This is a genomic window from Cupriavidus sp. GW821-FHT07C08, from assembly GCF_059419025.1.
This window is the reverse complement of record NZ_JBWKQZ010000005.1, coordinates 119,577-142,724: the sequence shown is the minus strand read 5'-3', so window position 1 is coordinate 142,724 and position 23,148 is coordinate 119,577. Positions and strand designations below refer to the sequence as shown.

The window sequence follows — 23,148 nt, the reverse complement described above, 5'->3', positions numbered from 1 at the left end:
CGCATTCCGCTGAGATATCCACAAAACGGGACAGGGCCGACGACGCAGAAACGGGTACGGCGGATGCTGCAACGCAGTAGCCACCTGAAGGCCTGAGGCTGCCCGCACCCAACGCAGAAACAGGTACGCCGGCGGGAGCAGGTGCACAACGCCATGGCACGCAGAAACGGGTACGCCCCCAAGATGCGAGGCGGATGGCCACCAGGTCGCGCCGCGGCAACCATGGCGTGTCTGCGCAGAAACAGGTACGGCACGCACCTTGGCGAGTTTGTCACGTATACGGTGAGTGTAAGCGCTAGCTTTTTCTGCAGCACTCATGTACAATGGAAACTGGGTGGAAATTCCGTTGACGCAGCCGCAGAAGTCTACGCAGAAACGGGTACGCTTCGCCGCGCACAAGACTCCCAGGGCGGGACGCAGAAATGGGTACGCTTCGCCGCGCACAAGACTCCCAGGGCGGGACGCAGAAATGGGTACGCCGCAGAAACAGGTACGCTGCGCCGGCACGGCGGTCGCTTTTCAGGCCAGCGCAGAAACAGGTACGGTTTCAGGCTTCGGGACGCAGAATCGGGTACGCATGGCGTGCAAAACGCCCGGCGGCAGATCGGCAAGTGAACCTGTTTCTGCGTGGATAACCGGGCCCTGGCGGTGCGTTTCTGGGGAAGGAAGGCTCAAAACGCTCGTAAACTGCGTATACCCGGCGCTCGCTCGCAGAAACGGGTACGGTTTGTGGGGTTGCCGCTGTGGAAAAGGCTGTGGAACCAGCGAGTTATCCCCGCAGAAACCAGTTCGCGCCACCCGCAGATACAGGTTCGGCTCGCCGCAGATACGGGTTCGGCCTTTCGCAGAATCGAGTACGTTTGTCCGCAGAATCGGGTTCGGCGGGGTCGCTTTTTCCCTTATGAATCAGGGCGCTGAACCTCACGTATACGGTTTACAAGTAGTTAACCCATATCGGTATCGTTTACTGGTAGTGGATGGCTGGCGAACCGTGGACAACCCTGGCGGGTTGCCCACCGTCCGCCACCATGCGACCAATCGTGAGATCCCCGGCTGGCAGAAAACAGGCGAGCAGGGCAAAGGCTTCGCGTACCTGTTTCTGCGTGACAACCTTTGCGGCTTCGAGTACAAAGGCGGGTAATCTGAAGCTCGCCAATATGCCCATCAAACGCTCCCCGGCCACCACGGGGGATCGACGCGTCCTCGACCTGGACGCCGAACCCTCCCGCATCATTGTTCCCGGCAACGAGAACAACCTGGTTCCGTCCGAGAAATTCCAGCGTCTGTTCGACGAAGCGCAGGCCATGGAACGTGAAGACGCCTGGCAAAGCGGCGAAGTCGGCTTCCTGAGCCGCGCCAGCGTTCAGGTGACGCTGCCCTACCGTGCGCCCAAGGGCGCGCCGCCAGTATGGACCCGCACCAGTGGCAATATCTCGCTGATGATCCAGCCTGGCTACTTCACGCAGCAACGCTCCGAGCGTGCCACCAACGGCCGCCAGAAGCTGGTGTCCGAGACCGTCTCGCTGGGCTACCCCTATGGCTCCTATCCGCGGCTGATGCTGGCCTGGATCGGCAAGGAGATCATGGCAAAGAAAAAGCGCGGCGAATTCACCGGCACGGTAGAAGACCGGCGCATTTCGCTGGGCAATTCGCTGTCCGAGTTCATGTACAACCTCGGTATTCCGATGGCCACCGGCGGCAAGCGCGGCACCATGACGCTGGTGCGACAGCAGATGATCCGCCTGTTCTCGGCCACCATTGCCATCGTTCAGAACAAGTCGACGCCGAGCCAGAACCAGAACCCCAACCACGAGCCGCTGTCGATCGACCGGGTGGGCTACCTGCTGGCTGACCAGTTGTCGACCTGGTGGGACCCAATGCAGCCCGGCCAGGGGTCCATGTTCGAGAGCTTCGTGGTGCTGTCCGAGCCGTTCTTCAACGAGCTCGTCAACCGTCCGGTGCCGGTGGACATGCGCGCCCTGAAAGCGCTGAAGCAGTCGCCGTTCGCGCTGGACGTGTATTCGTGGCTGACCTACCGCTTCTTTACGATCCAGCGCCGCACGGAAATCCCTTGGGAAGCGCTGCAGATGCAGTTCGGCACCGAGACCGAAAGCGAGCGCAAGTTCCGCGCGTTGTTCCGCAAGGCCCTGAAGGATGTATTGGTGGTGTACCCCGGTGCCAAGGTCGATGCGGATTCGTCCAAGGCGCTGATCCTGCAGCCCTCCCGGACCAGCGTACGCAAGCTGGGCTGATCTCCTGACTACCGGCCCGGGCCGCGCCCGTCGTTGCGCGCGCTCTCGGGACGGCAGCAGCGGAAGGCGTTCACCATGCCCGCCCCCTGAATGCAGAAAAGGCAAGCGTTGAACGCTTGCCTTTTTTGGTTTGCCCGCTGCGGACGGGTCCGCAACGGGCGGGTCAGCCGAGGCTGGTCAGGCCGGCTTGATTGCCGAAGCCTGCAGGCCCTTCGGGCCTTGCTTGACTTCAAACGTCACGCGCTGCCCATCCTTCAGGGTCTTGAAGCCCGAGCCCTGGATTTCCGAGAAGTGCGCGAACAGGTCTGCACCACCGTCGTCCGGGGTAATGAAGCCAAAGCCCTTGGTCTCGTTGAACCACTTGACCGTACCGGTTGCCATAGGAATTTCCTTTTCGAAGCAAGTTCTTGTACACAACGCAAACAACCGTTCAAGCACGTTGAGTTCTCGTAGATACCGAACGGAAGCCGACGAGGTTGACACGACTTGACTCGACTGTAGCGCGCATCATAACCACTTTGGATTGCGGTGTCATGTGCGGCGTAATGCGCACTACTGATACTTTAGGCACATTCCGGCCTGCTTTTCAAGCAATTTTACGGTCCGGCCTGATTGCGGCTGCCAAATGGCGGCCAGTGCTCCCATCGGCGGTAACATATATTTTGTAAATTTGAAAAACGGTTGAAGCATCACCTGGTTTTGGCTACAGTTGCGCCTTAAGAATCAACCGCGCTTTCAGCGCTGAAAGAGAGGTCGCAGTGCCAGCCAAAATCATCACAGTCTTTAACCAGAAAGGCGGTTGCGGCAAGACCACGGTCAGCATGCACCTTGCCGGTACGCTCGGCCTGCGCGGCGCGCGTTCGATGCTGGTCGATATGGACGAGCAAGGCACCGCCACCCGATGGGCGGCGCAGGCCAGCGACGAGCGGCCTTTCCCGGCTTCCGTGATCGGCCTGGCGCCCTCGGGCGGCGCCATGCACCGCGAGGTCCGCAAGTTCGTCCAAGATTATGACTACATCGTCGTGGATTGCCCGCCTGCGGTGCATTCGGCAGCGCCCTCGAGCGCGCTGCTGATTTCCGACCTCGCCATTATTCCGGTGGTGCCTTCGCCCCCGGATCTGTGGGCGGCGGTAGCGGCCAAGACGCTGGCGCAACACGCCCAGGTCCAGAATGAATCCTTGCTGATCCGCGTGATGGCCAATATGGTCCAGCGCCGCGTCTCGATCGCGCGCCAGGCAATCGAAATCCTTGGCGACGACGGCGACGTACCGCTGTTGAATTCGATGATTGGGTCGCGCTCGGCATTCCGGGAATGCCAGGCGATCGGCTGCACCGTGCACGGCGTTGCCGGCGCGCGCGAGGCGGTGCAGGAGGTCGACATGATGGTCGACGAAATACTGTCTTTGATTGAGCACTAGGCATGGCTACCAAACTGAAGAGCCTCAAGGCTGGCATGCTGGCCGGCATGGCGGCCGAAAAGAACCGCAACGAAACGCTGGACCGCTTCGCACGCGCGGAAGCGGCCATTTCCCAGCATCCGAACGGCTTGCTGCAGGGCAGGGGAGCCGATGGCACGCCCGTTTTCAGCGCTGAAAGTCTCGGCGAAGCCGCCACGGGCCGGCAGCTGATCAGAATCCCGCTGGCGCAACTGCACGACAATCCCCTCAACGCTCGGCGCCTCTACGATCCGGCCGTGGTGCAGGAGCGGGCGGCATCCATCGCCACGCACGGCCAGAAGACACCCGGCCTGGCCGCGCCCGACCCGGCGCGCCCCGGCCATTACATCCTGATCGACGGTCATTACCGCAAGCGAGCCCTGGCCTCTGCCGGCAAGCTCGAGATGGAATGTTTTGTCGAAGACGACCTGAGCGACCTGGACTTCTACCGGCTGTCGTTCATGCTCAACGAGCAACGCTCGGACCAGTCGGCGCTGGACAATGCGATCGCCTGGCGCCAGCTGCTGGACGAGGGCAAGGTCCAGAAGGAAGAGGAAATCTGCGAGCTGACCGGCATCTCGGCCGGCACCGTGAACAAGACGCTGGCACTGCTGCGCCTGCCCGAGTCCGTGCTGGGCGTGATGCGCGAGCGCCCGAGCGCGATCGGCATCGCCGCGGGCTATGAACTGACCCTGTACTGCAAGCTGGCGGGCGAGGAGCGCACGCGCGACCTGGCCGCGCGCATCATCAATGACGGCCTGTCGAGCCGCGAGGTTGAAGCCATCCGCAAGCATGCGCAGGAGGGCAAGGCGCGCAAGGTCAAGGAAATCAGCCGGCAATACAAGATCCGGACCGACAGCGGCCAGTTGCTGGGCACGATCAAGGAATGGGACTCGGGACGCGTGATGCTGGACGTGCAACTGAGCGACCGCAGTGCCCGCGAGGCGCTGGTCGAGGCCCTGAAGGCCCGCTTCGGGTTGGACAAGACGCTGCTCTGAGCCGGACAGGCAAGTCATGATGCTGCGGCGGCAGTACTGCCGCCGCAGAGCTCAGGCCAGCAGGTCGCGCGGCGACCGCGCTCCGAACTCCGGATCACAGGTCTTGCGGTAGCGCTCAAGCATGCTGGACAGCAGGGCGTGAAGGCCGCGCACCGAGTAGCCGGCCTGGGGCAATGCCGCCAGCTTGTGCTGCGCGCGCCGGGTCGGCGGCGCGGCGGGTGGAGCGATCAGCGAGGCGTCTTCGGTGCCCGCGCCATCCCACTGGAGATTGCGGTCACGCCAATGCCGGGCCAGTGCGTGCTGCGTGGCCGGGCCAAAGCCAGGCGTTCCGTCTGGCGCAGCGCTTCCCATATCGTCTTCCCGGTTCCGCACAGGCGGCTGCTTTGGGGCCAGTGAACGCCGCGTGACCGAGGTCAATCGGTCCAGGCTGAGCCGGTGCTCCCGTAACAGCAGGATTGCCGCATGGGCCGTCCGGTAGCGCTGGCCATCGCCGTCGCCTCCCCGGCGTTCCAGCCATGACAGGAAGGGGGTCAGGCTGCCTGCGGGAAGCTGCGCGGTGTCCGACCGCGCCGCCGCAGTTGCCGCCGATGCTTCGGTGCTGTCCGGGACCTGCGCTGGCCAGAGCGATGCGCCGGGGAATCCGTTGGCATGCATCCAGCGGAAGAGGGCGGCCAGCACCCGCATGCTGTGCCGCACGCTCGCCGGACTGAGCGGGCCGGTGAACGGACGCCATGCGGCCAGGTGGCGCGGTGCGCGCGGCCCGCACCAGCGGCTGGCCGGTTCGGGCTGGGCCAGGAAGCCCAGGTAGGCCCGGCGGTCGTCCAGATCGAGCTGGGACAGGCCCTTGCGACGCTCCAGCGCTGCCCAGAGCAGCAAGCGCTCCGCCTCCTTGCGGTAGGCCGAAAACGTGCTGCCGCTGTCGCCGGCGGCATCGCGCAGCCAGGCCTGGACCACGTCCAGGCCCTGGCTGTACGGGCAACTGGCGTCAGGATCCAACGCGGGCGACGCGGTCATCCATTCGAGCGGCAACGGCTGGCGCATCCCTGGCCCCAGCCAGCCTTGCTCGAGCAAAGTGCGGTTGCCGACATGCGCGCCCAGCATCAGCTTGCCGTCCGGGTCCCGGAAGGCGGCGCGGTTCTCGCTGAGCCAGCGGTTGACGGCCGCGCCGGCCAGCGCGCCAATGCGCGGGACGGCTCGCCACCAAGCGCCGCCGCGTTGGTTCGCGAGCGCAAAAAGAGTATTAAGCGTCACAATTTCGGCTTTGCGCAGGCGCCGGGCCAAAGCCGGAGCAAACCACAACTCCACGCCATGCTGGGGGCGCGGCGCCGCCGTGCCCAGCCGTTCGAGCTCGGCCAGCGCGTCCACCCGGCGGTCCATGCCGCGGTTGGAGCGGCCGGGGCCTGCCAGCAGCAGTTCGGCCAAGTCTGCCCGGCCATGCAGGTGCGCAAGCTGGACCATCCGGTCGCGCAGGGCAAGCAGGATACGCAGTGAAGACTCGGCCCCGTCTTCGTCGTCATCGGTTTCGTCGGCCAAGTAGCGGGGCACCACCATGGCCGCCGGCATGCCCTGGACATAGGCGCGCACCGCCGCAAATTCGCTGCGGGTGAGGCTGACCGTCATCATTCCAGGAATCATGGGCACATATGCGCTGAATGGCTAACTTCTTGATTTATAAGGCACTTGAAGCGAGCGAGAATTCATCCACCCCAAAATGCATAGCGAAATGCAATGCCGATAATTTTATGCGTGTTTTCACTGGAAAGTCATCCCCGCTAGCCTAGTGCGATCCGTATGCTGGCGTCAGGCAGTGCTCGGGGAAAACCCGTCGCAGCGCACCATCACCTTGCATTCGCACTACGCGTTTCATATGCTGCAGGTCAGGAGTTATAAATACTTAGATCAGACTTCAGTCGTATCTAAGACTGTTTCTACATAAGCGTCTTAACACGCAAAACGGGGCGATCCGGTATCTCCACGGGAAGGACGGGACCTGCAGCCTGACGGGAAGGCTGCAAGGCGGTCTGGAGCGATGGCGGATCGTATGGAACTGCAACCGCAAGATAGCGGAGCATTTCCGACAAGCAAGCGCGGATTGTCGCAGGGTCCGTACTTGCCGCAATAATAAGAGAGCGGCCATGGCCACCATCCTCTTGATCGAGCCTCACCCCCTCCTGCGCCTGGGTCTGCGCCATCTGCTGGCCCAAGCACATATTCCTGGTGACCTGATCGATATCGATCCCCTCGCCCCAGTCGATTCGGATTTGTGGCTTTACGATGCCGACCTGCTGATCTATGGTCTGCCTGCCGACCACGCCGGCGGCTGGGCCATGCTGGACGACCTGTGCCAGCGGCTACGCCCGCAGCGCGTGCTGGTCCTGAGCGATCAGGCGGCACCATCGCTGCCGGATGCGGGCTTGCCTGACCCGGTGCGCGGTTGCGTGGCCAAGAGCTGCAGCGCGGATGCGCTCGATGCGGCGGTGCGGCTGGTGCTGGCCGGCGGCGAGTGTTTCCCGGCGCGTGCCCAGGGCAGCCACGCCTGGCAACCGGAACTCGAAGCCGGCCCTGCCCCGGTGGCAGGCAGCGCAGGGCAGGGCGAGGCCCGGGTTGTGGCGCTGCGTGCAGGCATCGGCGAAGCCGTGCTCGACCACGCGGCGCCAGCGCCCCAGCGCCATTTCCAGGCGCATGCGACGTACCACGAAACCCCGTCGGCCGGCGCGCACCTGCTGAACATCACCGAACGCCAGTACGAAGTGCTTGCGCTGCTGGCGCGGGGCTATCCCATCAAGACGGTCAGCCGCATGCTGAATATCTCGGTGGCCACCGCGAAGACGCATGCCTGCACGCTGTACCAGCGCCTGCACGTGCGCAACAAGGGCGAAGCCGTCTACGTTGCCCTGCAAAAGGGTGCCACGCTCAACTGGGCCGGGCCCGCCACGCCCGCCAATCCGGTGACCCGCGTGCCGGCGCCCGACCACACCTGCCAGGCTGCATGACTGGTGGCGGCGCGGGGTTCCAAGGGGGCAGGCGCGGATCAGCGCGTGGCGCCAGGGCGCCCCGGGCCGGCCGCGCCTCATCCTTATTGCGCGCGGCTCTCGGCCAAAAGCATGAGGCAATGGCGGCGGCGGCTTGCTACCTTGTGATGAAAGGCATCTGCAGACACTTTTGCCGGCGGCCGGCGCTGCCCTGATGCCCTGCAAGGCGGGCCGCGCCGCGGCCCGGATCCCGACCGGGTGGCAAGCGCATCTGCGGCCCGGGCCCGCTGCCAGACCGAGTCAATGCCGACCTACCTCATCGCCAGCAATGAAATGATGTGCCGTGTCCTGGCGCGTCGCCTGAACGCACTGGACGTGCCGCAGCCGATCACGTGGCGCACGCCGCAGTGGCTGCATGAATCCGTGAGCGCATCGACGCAGGCCTCGTCGTCGGAGCCGTCGCCGGACCCGGCCGATATTGCGCTGATCGATTGCAGCGCGCTGGAGGGCGACCCGCGTGCGTTGCTGGACCAGTTGCAGGCACGCCTGGCGCCACGGCGCTGGCTGGTGCTGTCCGATCGCCTCGATGCCACGCTGATGCTGCATGCCGCGCTGCTCGGTGCCAGCGGGTGTCTCCTGCTGCCGGCACCGCTCGAACTGGTCTGCGCAGCCACCGCGCTGGTCTGGGCCGGCGGCCAGTGCTTTCCGCGCATGGCGCTGTCACTGACGGGCGCCAACGGGACGACCGCCTCCCTCCTTTGAGCGAGCAGACCTACATCCACCGGAGGAGTGCGCATTGCACCCGATTGCCTATGCTTGATTCGCCCGGAGGCAGAAGCCAGCCCCAGTTTGCAGGCAGGCCGCCCCGGGGAAGTAAGGGGGTCATATGGAGGCCGGACTGGAATTCCTCGTCGTTCGCGGCTTTGCTGTGCGCGAAGGCAGAGGCAAGTGGGCGTGCTGCTTTGAGATCAGGCTGGCTGCCAGCCTGGACGATGGTTGCCACGTGGGTGCCAATGAGGGCAGCGATGAGCCGCTGCTCTACCGCGGTGAACTGCACGGGCGTCAGTTTGACTGCGAGCTGGCCGCCGCCGACGCGGCCCGCGCGGCCGGCGAGCGCGAAGCGCGGCTGCGTGTGGAAAGCCTGAGGGCGCTGATCATTGCTCAGCATCGGCATCGCGTGCCGCCGCCACTCGTAGCCTGAACCTGCAGGCATCCCGCGAGCATCATGCACAGTGGCACCCGGCGGCCTCGCCGGGTGCCACTGTGCCTTTGTCATTCCCTTCGTGATCGCGCAGCTATTGTCCTGTTCCGTAGATGGCAAGGTAGCTGCGGAACAGGACACGAGCCGGCGAGCCAAAAAAGAAGCCCGCCGACCGGGGGACCATGCGGGCTTTGAAGGCGTGCGAGCCATACTGCCCGCCCACACGTCTCCTTGACGATAACCAATCGGCTCGCCCTCCTCCATCAACCAGAAGCACCATGCGCGCATATTTGCGGCTGAGTGCCCCTGAACTGCCTGCCTGTTTGTGCGCCGTCCAACAGACTGGCCTGAACCGTGCGCGCCAAGATCGCCATTACGGCCAATGGCAGCAAGAATCTGGCTCGGGTTCAGGGGGAGACGGAAATGACTGGTGTCAGCGCTCGGCCTGCCGTATCGCACGTCAGGCACGCGCGCGGGCCCGGCATGGGCCGCCCGTACCCGCTCGTGAAATGGCAGGGCAGGCGCGGAGGTCACTAGTGCACGGCGACACCAGGATGCGTGGGCGGGGCGGACCGGGGTTGCGCGGCGGCAATCCGGTGTGGTCGCACGTCAACTGCCATATCGACCTTTGGATCGAACTGCTGCACGGGCTGGACCTGCCGCCGGTCGCGGCACTGGCCTGCGCGGTGCGGCAGGACTTCGAGGCCGACCACTTCACGCAGTGCCGCTTTCCGGACGCCGACCTGGAGCGGCTGTACGGCCTCACCGTGCACGCGCTGGCGTTCTACGACTCACTCGAGTCGCACGTCGCGGCACAGACCTCGCGCGGCCATATCGTCGTGATGGAGCTGGACAGCAGCCAGCTGCCGCCACCGCGCGGCGCCGGCTACCTGCGCCATTGCACGCCTACCTGCATTGCCATCGATGTGCTGATCCCCGAGGCCGGCGCGGTCGGCTACTACCACTCCGACGGCTACCACACCGCGACCGGCGAGGACTACGCCGCCATCATTCGCCTGGCACCGGGCGTGCGCAGTGCCGAGGCGCTGCCCTTCATGCATGCCGACGTGGTCCGCCGCAACGGGCACCCGCACGCTGCCGAGACGCTGCTCGAGGCCTCGCTGGCATTGCTGCGCTTTCACCTGGGCAACCGTCCGCGCGAGAACCCCGTCACCCTGTTTCGCGCGGTGTTTCCCCAGCATCTCGAGCGGCTGATGGCGCGCGGCGAGCCGGGCTTTCACCACTACGCGTCGGGCGTGCTGCGCCAGCTGGGCGCCAATTTCGAGCTGCTGGCGCGCTACCTGCGCTGGCTGGTGATGCACGGGCAGGAGGTGCCTGAGAAGGCGGCGCAAGCCTGCTACACCATGGCCTCGGAGGCGATGGTGATGCAGTTCCGCCTGATGCGCGCGGTCATCAGCCGCAAGCCGGACCGTTGTGAAGACTGCCTGGACCAGCTCGAAGCCTCATACCTGGCCAGCGTGCCGTTGCTGGCCGCGCATTTTGGCGAGTTCACGCCATGAGCCGGCTGACCGTGCCTGCAGTGGGCAACCGGTGGCCTGCGTGCCGCCTCTGGTGCGCGGCACAGAACCGGTTTGATCCGGCGCCGGGGGCAACCCGGTGCATCCGCCTTTTGCACGATAGCCCGCATCTCATGCCGACAGCGGAGGGCATGCCATGTATCCAGCCTTGCGTGCCTGCCTTGGCTGACTAGCCCGGAACTGCTTCCAGCCGCGGGGCCGCCTCGCCTCGCGCGGCGGCGGCAGACATCGCAGCCGCCGCGGGCGCATGGTGCCTTTGTCAGCGCCCGCTTCACTCTCGCCTTTCCGTCCAACCTCCCGATGGATGACCGTTTCCCAGCCGTTCGCCTACTGTCGGAGCGTGCTGCCATGACGCTAAATAGAGGCACTGGCTTGCAAAGAGCGCCGCATCTGGGTCGGTGGCGCAGCCAGCCGGTTCTCGGATAGCAGTCATGCCGAGCCAGGCCGGCAGAGCGTTGTTCCCGCACACGGGATTGGACAGGGGGTACGAAAATGATTACGCATCGATCGGATCTGCATGTCAATCACCTGCTCAGCGCACTGCCGCGCGGCGAGTGGGAGACGCTGGCGCAGCACTTCGAGCTGGTCCGTCTGCGCGCCGGTGAACTCCTGACTGATTCCGGCCAACGCATCGTCCACGTCTATTTCCCGACCACCGCGGTGGTGTCGCTGCTGTCGCTGCTCGAGGACGGCGCGACGGTCGAGATTGCCGCGGTCGGCAACGAAGGGCTGGTCGGCATCCCCGTGGTCACCGGCGGCGACACCATGCCAAGCCGGGTGGAGGTGCGCAGCCCCGGCATGGCCTATCGCATTCCCGCCCGCCTGCTGCGCGGCGAGCTGCCGCGCTTGCCCACGCTGCAGCGCGTGACGCTGCTGTACGTGCAGGCCATGCTCACGCAGATCGCACAGACCGCGGCCTGCAACCGCCACCACTCCCTGAATAAGCAATTGTGCCGCTGGCTGCTGCTGGCCATCGACCGGCTCAGCTCCAACGAGCTGGTGATCACCCAGCAGGTCATCGCCAACATGCTCGGCGTGCGCCGCGAAGGCGTGACCGAAGCGGCCGGCAAGCTGGAAGACCTGGGCCTGATCCACCACAGCCGCGGCCATATCACCGTGCTTGACCGCTGCGGGCTGGAGAAGCATTCGTGCGAGTGCTACAAGCTCGTCAAGCGCGAGTATGACCGCCTGCTGCCCGCGCTGGCCAGCGCCTGAGCGATTCGCTCCGGCGCGTGTGGCCTGCGAAGCGCGGCGTGCATACGCCGCGCCGATCCCATTTGAGGAGCTGTAGTCGTGAGCAGACTGTCATATGCCGGTGGCCCGGCTGAGAGCGCCACCCCGCGCCGTGAGGCCCAGCCGGGCGTCACGCAGGCGCGCGCGCTGATGGACCACCTCGGCTGGATCGCCGCGGCTGGCGTGGCCGGTGCGGCCGCAGGCTTGCTGGTGGCGCTGTCGGCGCCGCCGCAGTATCGCGCGCAGGCACTGGTGCAGGTCGAGGGGCGCGATGGCGGCATGCGCAGCGTCGCCCAGATGCAGGGCCCGGCGGCCTTCGACGCGGGCCTGCTCAAGAGCCGCGCCGTGGTCGGTCCGGTGGTGGAGCGGCTGCGGCTCGATATCACCGCGCAGCCGCTGCGTGCGCCGCTGGTGGGCGCGCTGGTCCAGCGCTTTTCCACACCCGGCCAGCCGCGCGGCACCTGGCCCGCCAGCCTGGGCTATGCCTGGGGGGGCGAGCGCCTGGTGATCGCCAGCATGACCGTGCCCGAGGCGCTGGTAGACCAGCCGCTCACGCTCGAGGTGCGCGGCGAGGGCCGCTACCGCCTGAGCCAGCAGGACACCGTGCTGCTCGAAGGGCAGGCCGGCGAGACCGCGATGGCCAATGGCATTGTGCTGCGCGTGGACAAGATCGAGGCCGGGCCCGGTACGCGCTTCCAGCTCACGCGGCACGACCTGGCCCGCACCGCCGAGTCCGTGCGCCGCGGGCTCACGGTGGAAAGCGAACGCAGCGAAACCCCGGCGAGCCTGGGCGGCGCGGCCGACCCCCTGACCGCGCCGGGCGGCACCGTACGCGTGAGCTGGGAATACCCGGACCGCCAGCTTGCCGCCCAACTCGTCAACGGCGTGACGCGCGCCTATATCGACGGCCAGACCGATAAGCGCCGCCAGGACGCGGCCGGCACGCTCGCGTTCCTGTCGGGCGAGCTGCCGCGCGTGCAGAGCGAACTCACGCGCGCCGAAGAGGCGCTCACGCGCTACCGCGCGCGCACGGGTTCGCTGCAGCCCAGCCGCGACGCGCAGTCGTTCCTCAGCAACAGCATGGAGTACCAGCGCCAGATCGCAGCGCTCAAGCTTGAGCGCACGCGGCTGCTCCAGCGCTTCACGCCCGAGGCCAACGAGGTCCGCACCGTCGACAGCCAGATCCAGCAGATGACTCGCGAGCGCGCGGAGATCGACGCGCGCATGCAGACCCTGTCCGCCTCAGAGCGCGAATCGGTGGCGCTCACGCGTGACGTCAAGGTGGCCGAGGACATGTACATGTCCTTGCGTAGCAAGGTCGAGCAGCTGTCGCTGATGCTGTCCGACAGCTCCACCCAGATGCGCGTGGTCGATGCCGCAATCGCGCCGGTCACTCCGGTCGGTCTCGGCACGTGGCCGTTCGCCTCCGCCGGCGCCTTGCTCGGCCTGTGCCTGGGCGTGGCCGCGGTCAACCTGCGCCAGCGCATGCGCCCGTCGGTAGCCAGCGCCGCCGATGCCGAAGAGCGCCTGGGCATGGCCATGCTGGGCGATATCGCCTTCAGCAACGAGCAGACCGAGCTGGAACGGCTGGTCGATGCCAAGCGCCGCCTGGGCATCGCCTCCGGCTTTGTGCTGCCGCCCAATGTGCGCCTCGGCTGGCCCGACTCTGTCACCAGCGTGATCGACGCCGCCACGGCCGCCGCCCCCGAGGACGAGCGCGCGCGCGCCGAACGGCTGATGCGCCAGGGCCTGCACGACCAGTTCCTGCTGGCGCGGCGCGCCCCGCATTCGCTCGCCGTGGAAGGCCTGCGCACGCTGCGGGCGGCGCTGCATTTCGCGTTGCGCGATGCGCCCAACTGCGTGGTTGCGGTGACCAGCCCCGCCGCCGCCGCCGGCAAGACCTTCGCCGCGGTCAACCTGGCGGTGCTGTTCGCTGAAGCCGGCCAGCGCGTGCTGCTTGTCGACGCGGACCTGCGCCGCGGCCGCGTGGCGGACTGGTTCGACCTGCCTGCCGAGCCGGGGCTGGCAGAAGTGCTTGCGGGCCGCAGCGCGATCGCCGACGCGGTCAAGCCGAGCGTGGTCAACGGCCTGTTCCTGCTCAGCCGCGGCGCGGTACCTGCCAATCCGTCCGAGCTGCTGATGCTGCCCGCGCTGGCTGAATCCCTGCGGCTGTGCGCGGGGCGCTTCGACCTGGTGCTGGTGGACACGCCGCCAGTGATGGCGGTGGCCGATGCCACGCTGGTGGCCAACCTGGCCGGTTCCACGCTGGTGGTGGTGCGCGCCGATGTCACGGCGACGGCGCAGGTCGATGAAACCCTCAAGCGCCTGGCGCATGCCAATGCGCGGCTGGCCGGCGGCATCCTCAACGGTGTCATGCCCCGGCGCAGCAACCGGGCGGACTTCAACACCATCAACCCCTATCTGGGCATGCCCCTGCCGCCGCCACAGCTCAGGCATCCGGCGCTGGCAAAGTCAGAAGCGCCCGGGCAATCCTGAGCGGCAGGACGCCGGCCGTACCCATTTCTGCGTGCGGTCCGTTAGTGTCCTGCCGCAGGAATGGGCCGCGGCGGCAACGCGATGGCGTGCAAGTCAGGTCAGCGCGCCGGCGCGAGGCCGCTATGGCGCGAGCAGGATATGGGCACCAACGACGTTGTTTGCAGCATCGGCACCGGCGCCCACCTTGATGGTGTAGTTGCCACCGGTCAGGTCCGTCGTGATCGAGTTGTTCATGAACGTGGCTGCCTTGATGACGCCGACCACCGATCTGGAGCCGAAGTTCTTGTGCGGATAGGAAAGCTTGTTGCCTGAGAAGCTGGCAACCCCGGCCCTGATATTGGGAAAATCGTCGCGGTAGTCAGGCCCGTGCGTGCTGATGAAGGTGTTGTTCTCGATCACGACGCTTGCCCCCGCATCGGCCGCCTGGAGCCCGACGCCACTGCTCCTGATGGTGTTTCCCCTGACGATCGTATTCACTGCCTTCATGTCGCCAATGCCTTCCGAGAAGGAGGGATAAACACCGCCGTCGATGGTATCGATCTGATTGTTTTCAATGACGGCTCCGGGCGCCGACAGGATGATCACGTAAGGGTGCTTGTTCCCGGCCCGGCCGACGAATTCCGAATTCCGGATGGTGACGTTCTCGGTGTTCCGGCCATTGTCGCCGCCGACGAACTGCGAGCCCTTGTTGTTCACGAAGCGGCAGGCATCGAAGACCATGTCTCCGGTTCTTGCGGTCACGCCGTCGGCCGGCGTCCCGTCTGGCTCGATATCCACCCCGGCGGCGGGCGCGTGGGTAGGGTAGGCCCCGTCGGTCAGGCCCGTGTTGCGGAATGAGGAGTTGGTGATGCGGAAGGATCTTGCCTGCATGATGCTCATGCCCTGACGGGCATTGTTGTACGAATCCACCGCGTGGATGGTGCCATTGAGATCGGCGGTGAAATCGCCGCCGATGAACAGGCCATCGCAGGCAAAGTGATGGATCTTCAGGTGGCTGAGTTCATAGTTGGAACTCGCGTGCGTCTGGATGCCGAAGGAAGGCGTTTCACTCAGGGGCTTGCCATTCGCCGAGGGCGGCCGCGACAGCTTGTCGACGTTGCCGTTGAGCTCCAGGCCCGAGATCCTGAAGTTGCTGGCGTTCCTGATCTCGAAGCCGAGCTGGTGCCTGGCCGAATACCATGATCGGCCAGAGAAGTGGTCGTTGGTGATGGTGAAGTTCCCCTTGAAGGAAACCACGGACCCGGTGCAGCCGATCAGGCTGAAGTTGCTGGCTTTCAGCAGCCGGATATTCTGGTTATGGTTCGTCCAGGGACCGCGGGTGACGGCGTAGCGATCGATGTAGTAGGTGCCCTTGGGGAAATATACGATCTGGCGCCTGGTAAACCGTTGATTGGAAATATCCGCCGCCATCATCTGGAAGGCCAGATATTCATCCGTGACGCCATCTCCCCTGGCCCCGTAGGAGGTGATGGACCTCACGGTGGCGCCGGGATAAGCCTGTTTCTCGGCGCTCAGGAGCGGGCAGGGATCCGCGCGTCCGGAAGGCTTCGTGGCCGCGGCGTCTGCCGCGCCTGCGCCCGATGGGTTGCCGGAACCTTGCCGGGTCTCATTCGCACTCCCGCTTGTCGCCCGGGATCCGGCCTGCGCGTAGCTCGGTAGCAGCAGGAACGAAGAACAGGCGACTGCGGAGACGGACGGCCAGAGGCGTTTCGATTTCTTTCGCTTGTGCGGAGCAGACATCATGTCCCCCTGAATGACCGCTGGCTGTGGTCGGGCCAGCATCGGCCCGAGGTCAGCATCGGTGATCGCGGATCATGCCGCTGGTTTTCTCCCCTCTCCCGCTTGCGGGAGAGGGGCAGGGGGTGAGGGCAGGCGGCGGCATACCACCGGAGGTACTTCGTGGATACACCGGCCCTCACCCCAACCCTCTCCCGCACGCGGGAGAGGGAGCACACCAACGGTTGTCCGAAGCCCGTGGCACTTGCCGGCTGACCTTCCTCAGGCCCGCTTTGGCGGCTTGGCGCTGTACTCGCCAAGGTAACGGTATTTGCCGAAGTAGTAATGCGCCCGGTACCAGCGCCCCTCGATGCGCAGGCCGTTGAGCAGCACACCCTTGACGTCCGCCCCGCTCTGCTTGAGGGCCCGATACGATGCCTGCAGTTCGTTCACGGTGGTCTTCTCGGCGAGCGCCACCAGGAAGACCGCCGCGGCCTTGCCCGCCAGGATGCCGGCGTCGGTGGCGGCCAGGATGGGCGGGGTGTCGATCAGGACCAGGTCGTAGCGCTTGGTGAGTGTGTCGAGCAAGTTCTCCATGGCGGGGCTGAGCAGCACATCCGCCGCATGCGGCGGCTCGCTCCCGGTCGAGATGAAGTCCAGGCCAGGCGCGACCTCTCTCTGCACGACCTGTTCGAACGGCGCGCCCAGCAACAGTTCAGTGAGCCCGGGCGTGCGCTGGGCGCCAAAGCGGCGATGCAGCGATCCGCGCCGCAGGTCGGCGTCAATCAGCAGCACACGCCGGCCGCTGGCGGCGATCGCCGAGAAGTTCGCGCAGATAAAGGACTTGCCGACGCCGGGCGCCGGACCCGTGATGACCACGGTCCGGTTCTTGTTGCCGGCCAGCGCGAACTGCAGGGCGGTGCGGAAGCTGCGCAGCGTCTCCACGGCGGGATCGTCCGGCTGCTCGCGTACCAGCAAGCCGCCACCGCTTGCGGCGTCCCGCGTCTGCGCTTCCTGCGGGGCGAAGGGGATCGTGGTGTAGACCACCAGGCCCGTCCTGCGCTCGATCTCGTCGGCGTCCGCGACGCCGCCGTTGAAGGCATGGCGCAGCACCACCGCAGCCAGGCCGGCGATCAGGCCGAGCACGACCGCCAGCGTGGCAATCACCTCGCGGTTCGGGCGGATCGGGCCGAGCGGCACTTCCGCCGCGTCGACCAGGCGCGAGTTGCCCACCTTGCTGGCCTTCATCAGCCTGAGCTGCTGCACATCGTTCAGCAGGGACTGCAGCATTTCGGTGCTGACCTTTACGTCGCGCATCAGGCGCAGCACGTTCTGCTCGACGTCCGGCAGCTTCTGGATGCGGCCCGCCAGGCCGTTGATCTGGGCGTTGACGCTGGCGATCTGGGCGTCGATCAGGGAAATGATGGGGTGGTTGGGCATGAAGCGCGCGTCCAGCTCCTGCCGCTTCTGCCGAAGCTCTTGCAGCTTGGTCTGGAGCTGGACCGACTGGTTCAGCATCAGCTTGGATTCCTCGGGCAGGTCAACCGTGCCGCGCTGGTTGCGCATGGCGTTGTAGCGGTTCTCCGAGGTCTCGACCTGCTGCTTGAGCTGAGGCATCTGCTGTTCCAGGAAGGCCAGCGACTTCTCCGCTTCGGCAGCCTTGCGCAGCACGTTCTGCTCGACATAGGCGTTGCCGATCTCGTTGAGCGTGGCCGCCACCATCGCAGGGTCGTCGCCTTCCAGCGAGATGCCGATCACGCCGCTTTGCCTGCCGCGCTCGGTGATCACGAGCTTGCCCTGCAGGCGTGCGATGGCGGTGCTGCGTGGCAGCCGGCGCAGTTCGAACCTGGCGCCGGGGCGTGCGTCGAGCTGGCTCACCAGCAGGCGGACGGCGCCGGCCGGCGTGGCGATCGACAGGGGCGCGCCGACCTTGCCGCTGGCCCTGGCGTCGCCGCCATTGAACGACACCGAATAACCGCCGTTGCCGGTCGCGGTCAGGTCGATCCTGCGGTCTTCCATCGATTCCGGCACCTCCAGCTCCTTGACCGCAATCGATTCGCTGCCCCAGGCATAGCCACCCCAGCCGAACAGGCCCGGGTTGGACAGTTCGCGCTTGAAGTGCGCGATGGTTTGCCCGATCAACGGAAAGTAGCGCGGCTGCGCCTCGACATCCAGATGCAGGGATGCCACGGCCTTGCCCACCACCATGCGCGAACGCAGCAGCTCCATTTCCGCCGTAGCCGCCGGCTTGATGTCCAGCACCGGCGATATCGACGTGGCCAGCTTGCTGGCACCTCCGCCATTGCTCTCTTCCACCTGGACCACGATGTCGGTGCGGTAGACCGGCGAGGCCACCATGGCGTAGAGCAGGCCCAGCGTGACGACGAAGATGGCGACGCCGCAGAACGTCCAACGGTAGCGGACCAGAATGTCGAGGTAGGCGGTCAGGTCGACAGACTTGTCCTGGTCTGCGGCTTCCTCGATCGCGTCATCTCGGTTGGTTATCGTTCTCATGTCGCCTCCCTGTGGCTGTCAATCGACGCAATGGCGTGTTCCTGTTCCAGTTGCGACGACCAGGACAAGATTCCCTGCTTGATCATCTCCAGGACAATGCTGAACATCTGCTGCGAACTGCCGTACGGGTCGGGCACGTCGAGATCCATGCCTTCGCAAAGCCGGAACGTCTTGCCGCGCGACTGCGGGAAGCGCTGTTCGAGCGCTTCCCGCTGGAGGCTCTCCATGACCAGTACCAGGTCGGCGGACTCCACCAGGACGCTATCGACCGCGCGTGCCCGATGGCCGGCGAGGTCGCAGCCCTCGTGGGCCAGCAAGCGCACGGCACGCGGATCGGCCGCGGCGCCGACAGGCGGCGCGAGTCCGGCCGACGTCACGTCGAAACCGGGCAGGGCGCGGTTGAGCAGCACTGCCGCCATCGGGCTGCGGCAGATATTGCCGAGGCAGACGACGAGGATGGTTCTGGGCATGCCTGTTTCACTCACTTGATCCCTGCCGCAGTGCCGATCAGCGACGTGGACGGCAGCAGCAGGTTCATCACGCGGCTCCAGCGAACCAGGTCGCGGGCGTCGACATAGACCACGTCTTTCGGCTCCAGCTCAAAGCCTTCGGCAATGGCCAGCGCCGCCGGCGAGGTGCCGTCCAGGTGGAACACCGAGGGTTCGCCGTTGGGCGCCTTGCGGATGACGAAGATCTGCTCCGCGTTGGCCGTGCCCGGGTTCACGCCGCCGGCGTCGCCGAGCGCCTCGTTCAGCGTCATGCGGCCATTGCGCATCAGCAGCGATGTCGGTTTCCCCACTTCGCCGGTCACGAAGATCTTGTTGTCCTCGCGCTGCTCCACGCGCACGATGTCACCGGAGCGCAGCATGATGCGGGCCGGATCGGTGCCCCTTGCCAGCAAGGCCGGGATATTGACGTACCAGCTGCGCTCGCCGCGCGTCACGCGTATGCGGCTGTTGTCGCCGGTCAGGTTCAGCACGCCGCCGGCACGGTTGAGCGCCTCGACCAGCGTCATCGGCGCATCGTCGATGGCGAGCATGCCGGGCGTACGCACTTCGCCGTCGACATAGACGCGCTGGCTGCGGAAGCCCAGCACGCGCACGGTCATTTGTGGATTGCGCACCACGCGGGAGAGGATGCGCGCGGTTTCGTCGCGCACCTGGTTGGCGGTCTTGCCAGCGACCTTGAGCGAGCCGGCATAGGGAAACTGGATGTCTCCCTGTGCGCTCACCACGTAGCCCGGCAGGTTGGAGCCACCGGTCGATGCGGGGATTTCGAAGCTCGCGCCGGGGCTGTAGGTCTGGGTCGGGAAGACCAGTTCGGGGTGGTCCCAGACCACCACTGAAATGATGTCGCCCGGGCCGATCCGGTAAGGCTGCGCCGGGGCATACAGCTCTTCGACGCGCTCGTTGGCGGGCTTGATCTTGTGGCGCAGTGCGCGCACCAGATCGAGCGTGATCGGCGTCACGGTGGTGGTCGCGTTGGGCCCGACCGCCTTGACCGGTGCGTTGCTGTCGAAAACCATGCCGGGGGAGGCGGCGCATGCCGTCAGCAGTGCACTGGCCAGGAGAGGCAGCAGCGACGCCGCAGGGCCGCGGCGCCGCGGCTGGTTGGAGCGCTGGATGGCACAGCTGTAGATTGATCTCACGGCGATCTCCTCGCGAAGCGGGCAGGCAACCAGGCCGGTACTTCACCCACGATGCATTAATCGTAGGAATGCCGGCTGAAAGTCTCGGTGCGCTGACACACATTGCTTTCAAGCGAGAGCTCCGACCACGGCACGACCGAAAGCAGCACGGCACGGACGGCGGTTCCCCTCCTCCATCAGGAGGAGACGGCCATCTGGATGATGGTGCCGCCACGGCCAGGCTGTAGTCTGCGGGAACACACAGCCGGCACGGCTGCATGTCTGGTCAGCGAATGGAGCATAGGCCACGGCCATGGGGGCAGCCCTGACGGGGCGCCCCGCAGTGTGCGGGGGGCAACAGTGAGCGCGGTTGCTGGGGGGCAGAATACTTAGAATCGGTGCAAGCGCCCGGTCAACCGGGTGGCAGCGCCAGGCGCAGCCGCGGCGACTGAGGTTCAGTGCCGGGAGGCGTCATCAGAACGAAGCGGAGACGGTCCTGGCAAGGCGCGCGGCCCCGGACAGCAACAGTTGTACGGCAGGACCGCGCAACGAAGCCAGCGTGCTTTTTGATAGGGGTTCCAACGAAGACCGGCAAGACTGGCAGATGCGCGCGGCACATCCGGCGGCCCTGCCGGCAACGACTTTTCCGATCTTCTTTCCGGAGAGACCTGGCATGCAAATGCAGATCGCCCGCAATGTATTCTGGCTGGTCTTCGAGCGTGGCCTGCAGGTGGTGTTCGGCATCGTGAGCGTGGCCATGATCGCACGCGCCGTCGGCCCCGAAGGCTTTGCCGAGTTCCAGTACGCTCAGTCGCTGGTGCTGATTGCATCGGCGGTCGCCCTGATCTGTGGCAATGAAGTGGTCATCCCGCGCCTGGTTGCGGACCAGGCGCCGGCCGCGCAACACCGGCTGCTGGCCCATGTATTCGGGCTGCGCGAGATTGCCGCCGTGGTGGGCTACCTGCTGCTGGTAGTGGTCGTGGCAATGACGGAGGACGACGAGGTCATTGTCGTGATCGTTTTCATCACTGGCATCCCCATGCTGTTCCGCGAACCCTTCGGCGCGGTCCGGACCTGGCTGCAGGCGCGTACCGACAGCCGCCCTGCCGTGATCTTCAGCATGGTCGGCCTCGCCTTCCGGATGATTGCGGTCTCCGGGCTCTACCTGGCAGGCACGGACTCCGCGCCGGTCTTTGCCTGGGTAGTGGCGGTGGAGTCGCTGTTGTTTGCCGTGCTGCACGCCCGCTACTACCGCAAGCGCAGCCCCCGCGTGGCGGTCGAGCTTGACTGGTCTCTTGCCAGGAAGCTGTTGCGCGACGGCACGGTGTTCTGGGCGAGCATGATCCTGATGCTCTGCGCCAAGCGCATCGATCAACTCCTGCTCAAGCCGCACATTTCCCTGTTCGAGCTTGGTGGCTATGCCGCCTCCATGCAGGTCCTGGACAACTTCATGATGCTCAGCGCGATCGTCGCGAGCTCGGTGGCGCCGTTGATGATCTACGCGCAGCCGACCCTGACGCTGGTACGGCGCAATGTGCTGTACGTCGTCGCCGGCATGGTCTTCATGGGGGTCGCGGGAGGCGCAGTGCTGGCTTACTGCGCGCCCTGGATCATCGCCCTGATCTACGGCGATCACTATGATGCCGCGGCCAGCCTGCTGCGGCTTTCCGCGATGGCATCCGGGCTGGTGTTCGCCGATGCGGCCCTGTCGCTGCTGGTGATCTACCTGCGCAAGCCGAACTGGCTGGTGGAGAAATGGCTGCTGGTGCTGGGCACCATGATCCTGGTGGATCTGATCGCGATCCCCATCCACGGTGCCCGGGGCGCCGTCTATGGCTATATCGCAGGCAATTTGGTAGCGGTGATTGCCGGCATCGGCTTCTTCATCCGCTCCCGTGAGCCGGTCGCAATGGAGCAGGCGGTGTGACCGGCTGGCGCGCCTGAGGCGGCCAACTCTTGCTTGGGGTTTCGACCATGGAATACGCATCTTCCGCGTGGCATGTCATCAGCGCGACGCTCGTGCTGATGCTGGGCGCACCCGTGGCGGTGAGCATGGGCCGCAAGTTCGGCACCCGGCCGAAATGGGGGCTGTTTCTCTATGTCTGGCACACCATTTTCTGCATATTCTACGCCAAGCTGGTGATGGAGAGCGGCGGAGACGCCGCGGACTACTTCGAGGCGTCGCTGGCGCCGTCACCCGAGTTTGGCATCGGCACGCGCGGCGTGAGCTACTTCACGCATATCTTTTCCATATACCTCGGCTTCTCGTACGTGGGGGTGTTCTTTGTCTTCAACATCTTCGGGACGATCGGCCTGCTGGCGTTTGACGCGGTGCTGCGCACGGTGACACAGGACAGGAGCCGATTCCTGCGCAGGCTGGCCGTGGTGATCGTGCTGCTGCCGTCGATCAGCTTCTGGAGCGCCGCCATCGGCAAGGATTCGGTCGCCTTCATGGCCACCAGCCTTGCGCTATGGGCAAGCATGTCCATGCCGCGCCGCAGCTGGCTCATGATCATCGCCATCGCCTGCATGTTCCTGATGCGGCCGCACATCGCGGCGATCATGATCCTGTCGCTCGCTGCCTCGATGGTGTTCTCGGCGAAGGTCCCCTGGAAGTGGCGGGCCGCGCTGGTCAGCGTGGCATTGGCCGCCTCCGCGGCTATCGTGCCGTTCACCATCCAGTACGCGGGCCTGGAGATGCCGGCGGACGGCGATTCCATCGAGACCTATGTCGAAAAACGCCAGGGCTACAACCAGCATGGCGGGGGCGGCATCGACATCGGCAGCATGTCGCTGCCGATGCAGCTCTTCACCTATGTCTTCCGGCCCCTGCCGTACGAGGCAAACGGCATCTTCGGCCTGGCGGCGTCGCTGGACAACGTGGTACTGCTGGTGCTCGCGGTGCTCGGTGTCTGGGGGATGATTCGCCGGCGAGGCGATCGCGTGGTACTGAGGAACGCGGCGTTTCTCTGGATCTACTGCGCCGGCACCTGGCTGATCCTGGCGCCGATGACGGCGAACCTGGGCATCTCCGTGCGGCAGAAGTGGATGTTCGTGCCGATGCTGGTCTGCCTGCTGATCTGCAATGTCAGGGAAAGGCAGGTCAGGCGCCGGGCTTCGGCCGCTGAGTACCAGCCGCTCGGTACCAGCCGCTGAGTTTCAGCC

General features: G+C 65.7%; 18 protein-coding genes. 12 read left to right on the top strand and 6 right to left on the bottom strand.

Features of this window, described 5'->3' with window-relative positions; translation table 11 throughout:
- Positions 1-991 precede the first annotated feature (991 nt).
- On the top strand, positions 992-1,141 hold the full coding sequence (locus AC07UK_RS08950; RefSeq protein ID WP_436224520.1) for a hypothetical protein: 150 nt from the start codon (positions 992-994) through the stop codon (positions 1,139-1,141).
- Between the two features lie 16 nt (positions 1,142-1,157).
- Positions 1,158-2,252, top strand: a complete 1,095-nt coding sequence (locus AC07UK_RS08945; RefSeq protein ID WP_078198664.1) for a replication protein RepA — start codon at positions 1,158-1,160, stop codon at positions 2,250-2,252.
- A gap of 177 nt (positions 2,253-2,429) precedes the next feature.
- Here AC07UK_RS08945 and AC07UK_RS08940 read toward each other — a convergent pair whose 3' ends face one another.
- Complete coding sequence (locus AC07UK_RS08940; RefSeq protein WP_006159056.1) at positions 2,430-2,633, bottom strand: cold-shock protein; 204 nt, start codon at positions 2,631-2,633, stop codon at positions 2,430-2,432.
- 389 nt (positions 2,634-3,022) lie between these two features.
- Here AC07UK_RS08940 and AC07UK_RS08935 point away from each other — a divergent pair, with 389 nt between their 5' ends.
- Together AC07UK_RS08935 and AC07UK_RS08930 are read left to right on the top strand one after the other, a co-directional pair.
- On the top strand, positions 3,023-3,670 hold the full coding sequence (locus AC07UK_RS08935; protein ID WP_226797974.1) for an AAA family ATPase: 648 nt from the start codon (positions 3,023-3,025) through the stop codon (positions 3,668-3,670).
- Between the two features lie 2 nt (positions 3,671-3,672).
- Positions 3,673-4,686 (top strand): ParB/RepB/Spo0J family partition protein, encoded by a 1,014-nt coding sequence (locus AC07UK_RS08930; RefSeq protein WP_494685864.1) that lies wholly within the window; start codon positions 3,673-3,675, stop codon positions 4,684-4,686.
- Between the two features lie 51 nt (positions 4,687-4,737).
- On the opposite strand, the gene AC07UK_RS08925 is transcribed toward AC07UK_RS08930, so the two are convergent.
- Positions 4,738-6,309: a phage integrase family protein gene (locus tag AC07UK_RS08925; protein ID WP_494685863.1), complete on the bottom strand. Its 1,572-nt coding sequence runs from the start codon at positions 6,307-6,309 to the stop codon at positions 4,738-4,740.
- 512 nt (positions 6,310-6,821) lie between these two features.
- On the opposite strand from AC07UK_RS08925, the gene AC07UK_RS08920 reads away from it, so the two are divergent.
- The 6 genes from AC07UK_RS08920 (at position 6,822) to AC07UK_RS08895 (ending at position 14,126) form a co-directional block, all read left to right on the top strand.
- Positions 6,822-7,679 carry a helix-turn-helix transcriptional regulator gene (locus tag AC07UK_RS08920; protein ID WP_494685862.1) on the top strand — a complete coding sequence of 286 codons (858 nt, stop codon included), beginning with the start codon at positions 6,822-6,824 and terminating at the stop codon, positions 7,677-7,679.
- Positions 7,680-7,961: 282 nt separating this feature from the next.
- Positions 7,962-8,420: a DNA-binding response regulator gene (locus AC07UK_RS08915; RefSeq protein ID WP_436224516.1), complete on the top strand. Its 459-nt coding sequence runs from the start codon at positions 7,962-7,964 to the stop codon at positions 8,418-8,420.
- 124 nt (positions 8,421-8,544) lie between these two features.
- Positions 8,545-8,859: a hypothetical protein gene (locus AC07UK_RS08910; protein ID WP_114135888.1), complete on the top strand. Its 315-nt coding sequence runs from the start codon at positions 8,545-8,547 to the stop codon at positions 8,857-8,859.
- A 536-nt stretch (positions 8,860-9,395) separates the two neighbouring features.
- On the top strand, positions 9,396-10,379 hold the full coding sequence (locus AC07UK_RS08905; RefSeq protein ID WP_436224515.1) for a DUF1839 family protein: 984 nt from the start codon (positions 9,396-9,398) through the stop codon (positions 10,377-10,379).
- A 510-nt stretch (positions 10,380-10,889) separates the two neighbouring features.
- Complete coding sequence (locus AC07UK_RS08900; protein ID WP_013951734.1) at positions 10,890-11,612, top strand: Crp/Fnr family transcriptional regulator; 723 nt, start codon at positions 10,890-10,892, stop codon at positions 11,610-11,612.
- Between the two features lie 78 nt (positions 11,613-11,690).
- Positions 11,691-14,126, top strand: a complete 2,436-nt coding sequence (locus AC07UK_RS08895; protein ID WP_436224514.1) for a polysaccharide biosynthesis tyrosine autokinase — start codon at positions 11,691-11,693, stop codon at positions 14,124-14,126.
- A 120-nt stretch (positions 14,127-14,246) separates the two neighbouring features.
- On the opposite strand, the gene AC07UK_RS08890 is transcribed toward AC07UK_RS08895, so the two are convergent.
- From AC07UK_RS08890 to AC07UK_RS08875, 4 genes are all read right to left on the bottom strand, one after another.
- Positions 14,247-15,869 (bottom strand): glycosyl hydrolase family 28-related protein, encoded by a 1,623-nt coding sequence (locus AC07UK_RS08890; protein ID WP_494685861.1) that lies wholly within the window; start codon positions 15,867-15,869, stop codon positions 14,247-14,249.
- A 255-nt stretch (positions 15,870-16,124) separates the two neighbouring features.
- Positions 16,125-18,356: a polysaccharide biosynthesis tyrosine autokinase gene (locus AC07UK_RS08885; RefSeq protein ID WP_211979518.1), complete on the bottom strand. Its 2,232-nt coding sequence runs from the start codon at positions 18,354-18,356 to the stop codon at positions 16,125-16,127.
- Entirely contained in the window at positions 18,353-18,826 is a 474-nt protein-coding gene (locus AC07UK_RS08880; RefSeq protein WP_013951738.1) for a low molecular weight protein-tyrosine-phosphatase, read from the bottom strand. Before AC07UK_RS08880 ends, AC07UK_RS08885 begins: the two co-directional genes overlap by 4 nt.
- Before the next feature lie 11 nt (positions 18,827-18,837).
- On the bottom strand, positions 18,838-20,004 hold the full coding sequence (locus tag AC07UK_RS08875) for a polysaccharide biosynthesis/export family protein (protein WP_436224511.1): 1,167 nt from the start codon (positions 20,002-20,004) through the stop codon (positions 18,838-18,840).
- A gap of 652 nt (positions 20,005-20,656) precedes the next feature.
- Between AC07UK_RS08875 and AC07UK_RS08870 the strand changes: the two genes are divergently transcribed.
- Both AC07UK_RS08870 and AC07UK_RS08865 read left to right on the top strand, forming a co-directional pair.
- Complete coding sequence (locus tag AC07UK_RS08870) at positions 20,657-21,910, top strand: oligosaccharide flippase family protein (protein ID WP_013951740.1); 1,254 nt, start codon at positions 20,657-20,659, stop codon at positions 21,908-21,910.
- Positions 21,911-21,957: 47 nt separating this feature from the next.
- A complete protein-coding gene (locus AC07UK_RS08865; RefSeq protein ID WP_494685860.1) occupies positions 21,958-23,139 on the top strand; it encodes a hypothetical protein in 1,182 nt (393 codons plus the stop codon).
- The last annotated feature ends 9 nt before the right edge of the window (positions 23,140-23,148 follow it).

What these genes read in the sequence shown, in the direction of transcription:
- AC07UK_RS08930 (WP_494685864.1), top strand. Translation starts at nt 3,673, where the DNA reads ATGGCTACCAAACTGAAGAGCCTCAAGGCTGGCATGCTGGCCGGCATG.
- AC07UK_RS08900 (WP_013951734.1), top strand. Translation starts at nt 10,890, where the DNA reads ATGATTACGCATCGATCGGATCTGCATGTCAATCACCTGCTCAGCGCA.
- AC07UK_RS08925 (WP_494685863.1), bottom strand. Translation starts at nt 6,309, where the DNA reads ATGATGACGGTCAGCCTCACCCGCAGCGAATTTGCGGCGGTGCGCGCC.
- AC07UK_RS08920 (WP_494685862.1), top strand. Translation starts at nt 6,822, where the DNA reads ATGGCCACCATCCTCTTGATCGAGCCTCACCCCCTCCTGCGCCTGGGT.
- AC07UK_RS08870 (WP_013951740.1), top strand. Translation starts at nt 20,657, where the DNA reads ATGCAAATGCAGATCGCCCGCAATGTATTCTGGCTGGTCTTCGAGCGT.
- AC07UK_RS08945 (WP_078198664.1), top strand. Translation starts at nt 1,158, where the DNA reads ATGCCCATCAAACGCTCCCCGGCCACCACGGGGGATCGACGCGTCCTC.
- AC07UK_RS08865 (WP_494685860.1), top strand. Translation starts at nt 21,958, where the DNA reads ATGGAATACGCATCTTCCGCGTGGCATGTCATCAGCGCGACGCTCGTG.
- AC07UK_RS08885 (WP_211979518.1), bottom strand. Translation starts at nt 18,356, where the DNA reads ATGAGAACGATAACCAACCGAGATGACGCGATCGAGGAAGCCGCAGAC.
- AC07UK_RS08880 (WP_013951738.1), bottom strand. Translation starts at nt 18,826, where the DNA reads ATGCCCAGAACCATCCTCGTCGTCTGCCTCGGCAATATCTGCCGCAGC.
- AC07UK_RS08910 (WP_114135888.1), top strand. Translation starts at nt 8,545, where the DNA reads ATGGAGGCCGGACTGGAATTCCTCGTCGTTCGCGGCTTTGCTGTGCGC.
- AC07UK_RS08940 (WP_006159056.1), bottom strand. Translation starts at nt 2,633, where the DNA reads ATGGCAACCGGTACGGTCAAGTGGTTCAACGAGACCAAGGGCTTTGGC.
- AC07UK_RS08890 (WP_494685861.1), bottom strand. Translation starts at nt 15,869, where the DNA reads ATGATGTCTGCTCCGCACAAGCGAAAGAAATCGAAACGCCTCTGGCCG.
- AC07UK_RS08915 (WP_436224516.1), top strand. Translation starts at nt 7,962, where the DNA reads ATGCCGACCTACCTCATCGCCAGCAATGAAATGATGTGCCGTGTCCTG.